The following is a 5561-nucleotide window of genomic DNA, read 5'->3' as shown; positions in this document are numbered from 1 at the left end:
GCCCGACACCGTGCGGGACGGTTCAGCGGTGGCGCTCGCCCAGGACGCGATCGATCTGGCCGATGCCATCGGCATCGATGGGTTCAGCGTAATCGGCCACGACTGGGGCGCTCGGGCGGCTTACACGCTGGCGGCGCTCATTCCGGGCCGTGTCGAGCGCATTGCCGCACTCGCACTCGCGTTCCAGCCAAACGGAACGTTCGCTTTACCCGGCTTTTCACAGGCGCGAAAGTTCTGGTATCAATGGTTCATGGCGCTCGATGGTGGCCCCGCCGCGGTCGCCGCCGACCCAAAGGGTTTCGCCCGCTTGCAGTGGGACACGTGGTCGCCGCCAGGCTGGTTCGACGATGAAGAATTCGCGCTCTCCGCCGCCGCATTCGATAACCCCGACTGGATCCGGGTCACGCTCAACGGATATCGGCGGCGCTGGCGTGACGGCGAAGCATCGGATCCGGGGTATGGCAAATTATCGGAAAGATTGCGAGGCATGGATGCCCTTTCCACGCCCACATTGATGATTCAGGGCGGCGCCGACTTCTGCGATGAACCGGCTTTGTCGGAGGGATTGGAAAGGCATTTCACCGGTGGATACCGACGCATAGTGTTCGACGGCGTGGGGCATTTTCCCTTGCGCGAAGCACCGGACGACGTCGCGGATGCAGTCATCGCGCACTTGCGGGCCTTGGTCGGCAAGTGACGCACCCCCGGGGTAAAAGGATCGGCTCCGCCCGCGTCTGTCAGCCCCGCCGAAACCGATCGAAACGAACGGGGTCCGAGTTCAATCAACTGTGATTCAGTGATCAGCAAGCGGTCCGCGCGACGTCTCGCGACTCGCGAGCATCGCCACCAGTGCGACGCCCGCCGCGCCCATGAGATCCCAGGCCGGGGCCAGCTTGTTGCCCGTCGCGTGGATCAACCACGTCGCAACGAATGGCGCGGTACCGCCAAACAACGCGTTGGCCGCATTGAAACGGAACGCGAAACCGCTGTACCGCACGCGGGTCGATGCACGCTCAGCAATTCCGTGACCGGCGCACGCGCTACGTGGCGCGATATCTCGAGCGCCTTGAACTTGGGCGTATCTTCCAGGCGCACCCGGACCCGCCGCCCGACGATCATGTTTGCAATCCGCAATGGATCGACGGCGGCGCCCAGAGCGATCAGCGAAAAATTGTCGAGGAGCAGAAATCCATACTTCCTCACGCGCAGATCGTGCAGTCCGTCAGCCTTGTGGTTTTTGGGCTCGATGGGGTTCGGCGGCATAAGCGGGTTTCGGTGAGGCGATGATGATCCGAGGAGCGTGGCGCTGTCGCTCCCGGAGAGTCTGTCACACGCTGGGCGCATTAACCAACGCGCTAAAAACCGGTAATGCCGGCCCTTATCCCATAAGCCGACATCGAAGAAAATGATTTCCGCGACTAACCACGTCGACCTCGGCGCGCGTTTGCGCTTCCACGAGACAGAAGCTGCCATTCATTCTTTCGCCTGCGCCGGGAACGAGAAGATCGTATCTTGACTACACATTACGTATTTATTGCTACATCTTGATCACGTTCCGGCTTGCGTATCGAATTTGACCAGAGCGATGGGGTTGGCCGGCGCGGCGCAGCGTTATTCCCGTGGAACATTATGGTTTTTGTTCCGCTCTGCCTTATGTGATAAGCGGTTGGCGGCGTCCCTCTGAAGTTAAGGTTGTTTCACGATACCGGGCGTAGGCCACTGATTTGCAACCCGATCCGCTTCGACCGGCGCTGGCGCTCGCAATCGCGGCCGCGCCACCCTGCTACGGCAGAAAGAATCACTCAACTCGATGGCAACCTGATTCAGGCTTCGGGACTCTTCGGTCCTGTCCCTGCGATGACTGAGCCCGGCAATCTCGAAGCCAATCGACACGTTCTCGTGGCAAACCTTGCTTATTGCACGCTCGCCGGCTCGGCGCCAGTGGCGCGCGCATTGAGCAGGTACTTCTGCATTTTTTCGTGGCCGATTGATATCCAACGGTTCGAAAGAATTCGATGAGTACTACTCGCCCGACATCCATCGGAGTCGTCATACGCACCCGATACACGCTGGAAAACGTCGACGATGTCCGGCGTTGTGTCGCTGCGCTACCGACATGCCGGCGGCGCAACACAGCGGCTAGATAGATAACACCTGGATTCCTGAACCCGGGTGGGCTGACCGAGCGGGGCGTTAATACTTCAAAATTTCGAGATGAATGGGCGAGTCGCCGGGAATTTCTACCGCATACCTGCCGCATGCGCACCGGCACTTGCTCAAGTCTTTCTTCAAGTTTTAGCTCCTCGCCCAATCACGGTGTGGCTTTGCGGCCGATGACATGCGGCAAAGTTTACTTGCGTTTACTCGGTATACCTCTTAGTCTTCGCCTTAGCGTCGGTTCTACCTTTTCTGGGAGAATCCACGTTTTTGGTAGAACAAGCGCAACCGGGAATGAACGCATGGATATAAACCTCTCGACGCCACCCATCGAGGTGACGCCGGACGACCTCGTCAACCTGGCGGCTCGATCCGCCAAGATGCTCGAGCGAATTCGCACTCAGATGCTCCAGCCATTCCCACGAAAGGTTGCGCCGGTTTTCCCGAGTGGAAAACTGCAGGAGCTTTGCGGCATTGATAAAGCGCGGTTTTCCTATCTGATCAAGAAAGGCGAACTGCCGCAAGGCACGCAAGAAAAGGCCGGTGCTGCCCGCCAGTTCACGCTGAGTGAAACCATAGAGTGGGTGCGCGCGGAACGCAAGCCAAGGCAGCGACCAGAAGGGAAAGACGGCAAGGTCATCGCCATTGGGAATTTCAAGGGCGGCGTAACCAAGACCACCACCTCAATGGTGCTGGCGCAAGGTTTGTCGCTACGGCACGGGCGGCGCGTCCTGCATATAGACATGGACCCGCAAGGCAGCGCGACCACGCTCTATGGGATCAATCCGCACGCAGAGATCAACGGCGAGCAGACTATCTTGCCCTTGATCGAAGCCTACGTCAGCGGCGAAACCTTCAGCATGAAGGGTTTGCCCATGCAGACTTACTGGCAAAACCTGGATCTGATCCCGTCGTCTACTGATCTGTTCAATGCAGAGTTCATGCTCCCGGCACGAGTCCATGCGTCGCCGAGCGCGAAGTTCTGGAACGTCTTGAACGACGGTCTGAAAGATCTGAAGAAAGAATACGACTACATCATCATCGACACGGCACCTACGCTGAGTTATTTGACGATCAACGCCCTCTTCGCGGCCGACGGGGTAATCGTTCCAGTGATGCCGGACACGCTCTCCTTCGCGTCGATGGTGCAGTTCTGGTCGCATTTTTCCGACATGGTTTCAGGCATGAAGCAGTTTGGCGAATCCGCCGACGAAGCGAAGGTTTTCGACTTCATCGACATCCTGGTTACGCGAATGCCCAACAAGGCCAATGCGTCGATCGTCCGTGACTGGGTGATTACGACCTACGGCGAAAGGGTACTTCCGGTCGAGATACCGGAGACCGACCTCGCCCGGACAACCACCAACGATTTTTCGACGGTGTACGACTTCCCGAACTATGACGGCAACGCAGCGACGCTGCGCAGGATTCGTGTGCCCTACGATCAAGTCGTGGATCTGATCGACAGCAAGGTTTGTTACCTCTGGGACAAGGAGTAGACATGTCTACGGCAGCGAAACAAAAGGCTAAGGCAGCGGGCATTCGGCTCGACGACGATCTGGACGACGGCCCTTCTGAGCCGGTCGCGCCGCGAACGGCTCCCGGTCAACTGATCGGTCTTCAGGGACGCGTTCACAGCCAGCAGGCGGAAATCGACAAGCTCAAGAAGGCGCTGGAGCAACGTGCTCCCGGCAAGATTCCGCTAAGCAAGCTGCACGAAGTTCCTGGCCGCCGTCGTCGGCTAGCGCCGGCGGAATACGCCGAATTGAAAGCAAATTTGGCAACGTATCCGCTGGCTCAGCCGATTACGGTTAGAGAGAGGCCGGATGGCGACTACGACATCATCGCTGGACACAACCGTGCGTCAGCGTACCGGGAGCTTGGCCGGACTGAGATCGACGGCATCGTCCTGGATATCGATGCATCGATGGTTGAGTATGCCGCCTTCTTTTCCAACTTGTTATCGCCGACTCTTTCTGACTTTGAAAAGTTCTGGGGCTTCAAATCGCTACAGGATTCAACCGGCATAACGAAGGAAGAGTTGGCGAAGGCCGCTGGAATCAGCGACTCGCACGTCGGGCGGATCATGAAGTTCGATTTGCTTCCCGATGAGTGCAAGGAGTTGCTATCGACTCGACCAGAGCGTCTGGGAAGCAACGCGGCCGAACAAATGGCGAAGGCGGTATCGGAAGGGCGCCAAGAGAAGGTCAAGTCCGCAATCGAACGCTTGATCAGCGACGACAGTTTCACACAGGCCCAGGCCGTTGCCGCAACGAGGCCGGCAAGGCCCTCCCAAAACGCTCATCAACCACTGGTTGTTAAGCGGGGCGCCCGCAAGATATGTCAAATCTCGGCGCGCAACGGCGTAATCGGCGTTGCGTTTTCGGGGAACGAAGCGGGTGAGACGGAACAGTGGGCCGAGCGGATTCATGCGTTTATTGAAGCGGAACTCAATAAACACTGATTCCCGACCGGCCCCTAGTAGGGAACTGAATAGAATCAATGACTTAGCAATAGACCCGATACAAGCAAAGCACTCCTTGCTTGTATCGGGTCTTACTCCCTTCTAGGGAACCCTTTCAAATCAGCAACTTAGCGAACTGGTAAAAAGACGACCATGAATTGATATCGGCGCCACAAAAACAAAAGCCTTCGGCGGGAACCGAAGGCTTTTGAGTAACCGGGCTTCGCTGTCGCTTGCCCACCGCTGCATTTCTCCGACGGGAATCGGATAAAGGCCCAACACCTCGAAGTGTAGCGGATAGCGATCGGCAGTCAAGCGTTTCTCTTCCATTTTGAAGAAATGGACGTGTGACATGCTTATCGCGCAACTTTTTGTTGCTGGCGAGGGGGATTTGCATCCTCTCGACTTACCCTCAGAAACGACAGAGGCGGATCAAACCGTTCTGGATGATTTCCTCGCGGGTCAATCAAATCTTCCATGGGTGGTGTTTCGCGCAGCACATCGCGCCGCGAACTTCCCCGATCTTCCGGCACGCGCCCGGGCAGTCCTGGCCGCCCTCGCACGAACCGTCGACGCCAACAATCCGTACGCGGCCATTTTTGCCCGGCGTGAACTGTTGACGGGCCGATCCATGCAATCGATGCGGACGTTCTACCGAAGTCTCGACGATCTCGAAGAGGCGGGACTCATCGAACGCGCCCCGCAAAAACGGTATGGCGCCGCTGGGCTATTCGGTCGTGCCTATCTTCATCTAACGGAGCGGTCCGCAATCGTCCTCGGCTATCTGACGCGCCCCTCCGACGCGAAGGAAGCGCCGATCACGCTCACGAATCCACCGGCCGACTCCACAGAGTCTTCAACTTTTATGCCCCCGTGTGCCACGGTGGCAGACGGTGCTATATATAAGGATCTATTCCCTAAGAATCAAAAGAGACAACCA

General features: G+C 57.7%; 4 protein-coding genes and 2 pseudogenes. 4 read left to right on the top strand and 2 right to left on the bottom strand.

The window, feature by feature from the left end; translation table 11 throughout:
* A partial coding sequence (locus tag WCA53_RS16020) for an alpha/beta fold hydrolase (protein WP_423912230.1) occupies nucleotides 1–697 on the top strand: 697 nt, incomplete at its 5' end.
* 96 nt (nucleotides 698–793) lie between these two features.
* On the opposite strand, the gene WCA53_RS16015 is transcribed toward WCA53_RS16020, so the two are convergent.
* Both WCA53_RS16015 and WCA53_RS16010 read right to left on the bottom strand, forming a co-directional pair.
* Nucleotides 794–997: a hypothetical protein gene (locus tag WCA53_RS16015; RefSeq protein WP_423912233.1), complete on the bottom strand. Its 204-nt coding sequence runs from the start codon at nucleotides 995–997 to the stop codon at nucleotides 794–796.
* Nucleotides 998–1098: 101 nt separating this feature from the next.
* Nucleotides 1099–1263, bottom strand: a pseudogene (locus tag WCA53_RS16010) (GlxA family transcriptional regulator); the annotation flags it as partial.
* 995 nt (nucleotides 1264–2258) lie between these two features.
* Between WCA53_RS16010 and WCA53_RS16005 the strand changes: the two are divergent.
* The 3 genes and pseudogenes from WCA53_RS16005 to WCA53_RS15995 form a co-directional block, all read left to right on the top strand.
* Nucleotides 2259–3656, top strand: a complete 1398-nt coding sequence (locus WCA53_RS16005; RefSeq protein WP_423912226.1) for a ParA family protein — start codon at nucleotides 2259–2261, stop codon at nucleotides 3654–3656.
* 2 nt (nucleotides 3657–3658) lie between these two features.
* A complete protein-coding gene (locus WCA53_RS16000; protein WP_423912222.1) occupies nucleotides 3659–4621 on the top strand; it encodes a ParB/RepB/Spo0J family partition protein in 963 nt (320 codons plus the stop codon).
* 352 nt (nucleotides 4622–4973) lie between these two features.
* Nucleotides 4974–5561, top strand: a pseudogene (locus tag WCA53_RS15995) (Replication protein O); the annotation flags it as partial.

Source organism: Caballeronia sp. (genome assembly GCF_049581465.1).
In the GTDB taxonomy this organism is placed as follows: domain Bacteria; phylum Pseudomonadota; class Gammaproteobacteria; order Burkholderiales; family Burkholderiaceae; genus Caballeronia.
The sequence above is the reverse complement of the archived record's forward strand: the minus strand, read 5'-3'. Positions and strand labels throughout refer to the sequence as shown.

Coding starts and splice junctions, on each gene's coding strand:
- WCA53_RS16005 (WP_423912226.1), top strand. CDS start 2,259: ATGCGCACCGGCACTTGCTCAAGTCTTTCTTCAAGTTTTAGCTCCTCG.
- WCA53_RS16000 (WP_423912222.1), top strand. CDS start 3,659: ATGTCTACGGCAGCGAAACAAAAGGCTAAGGCAGCGGGCATTCGGCTC.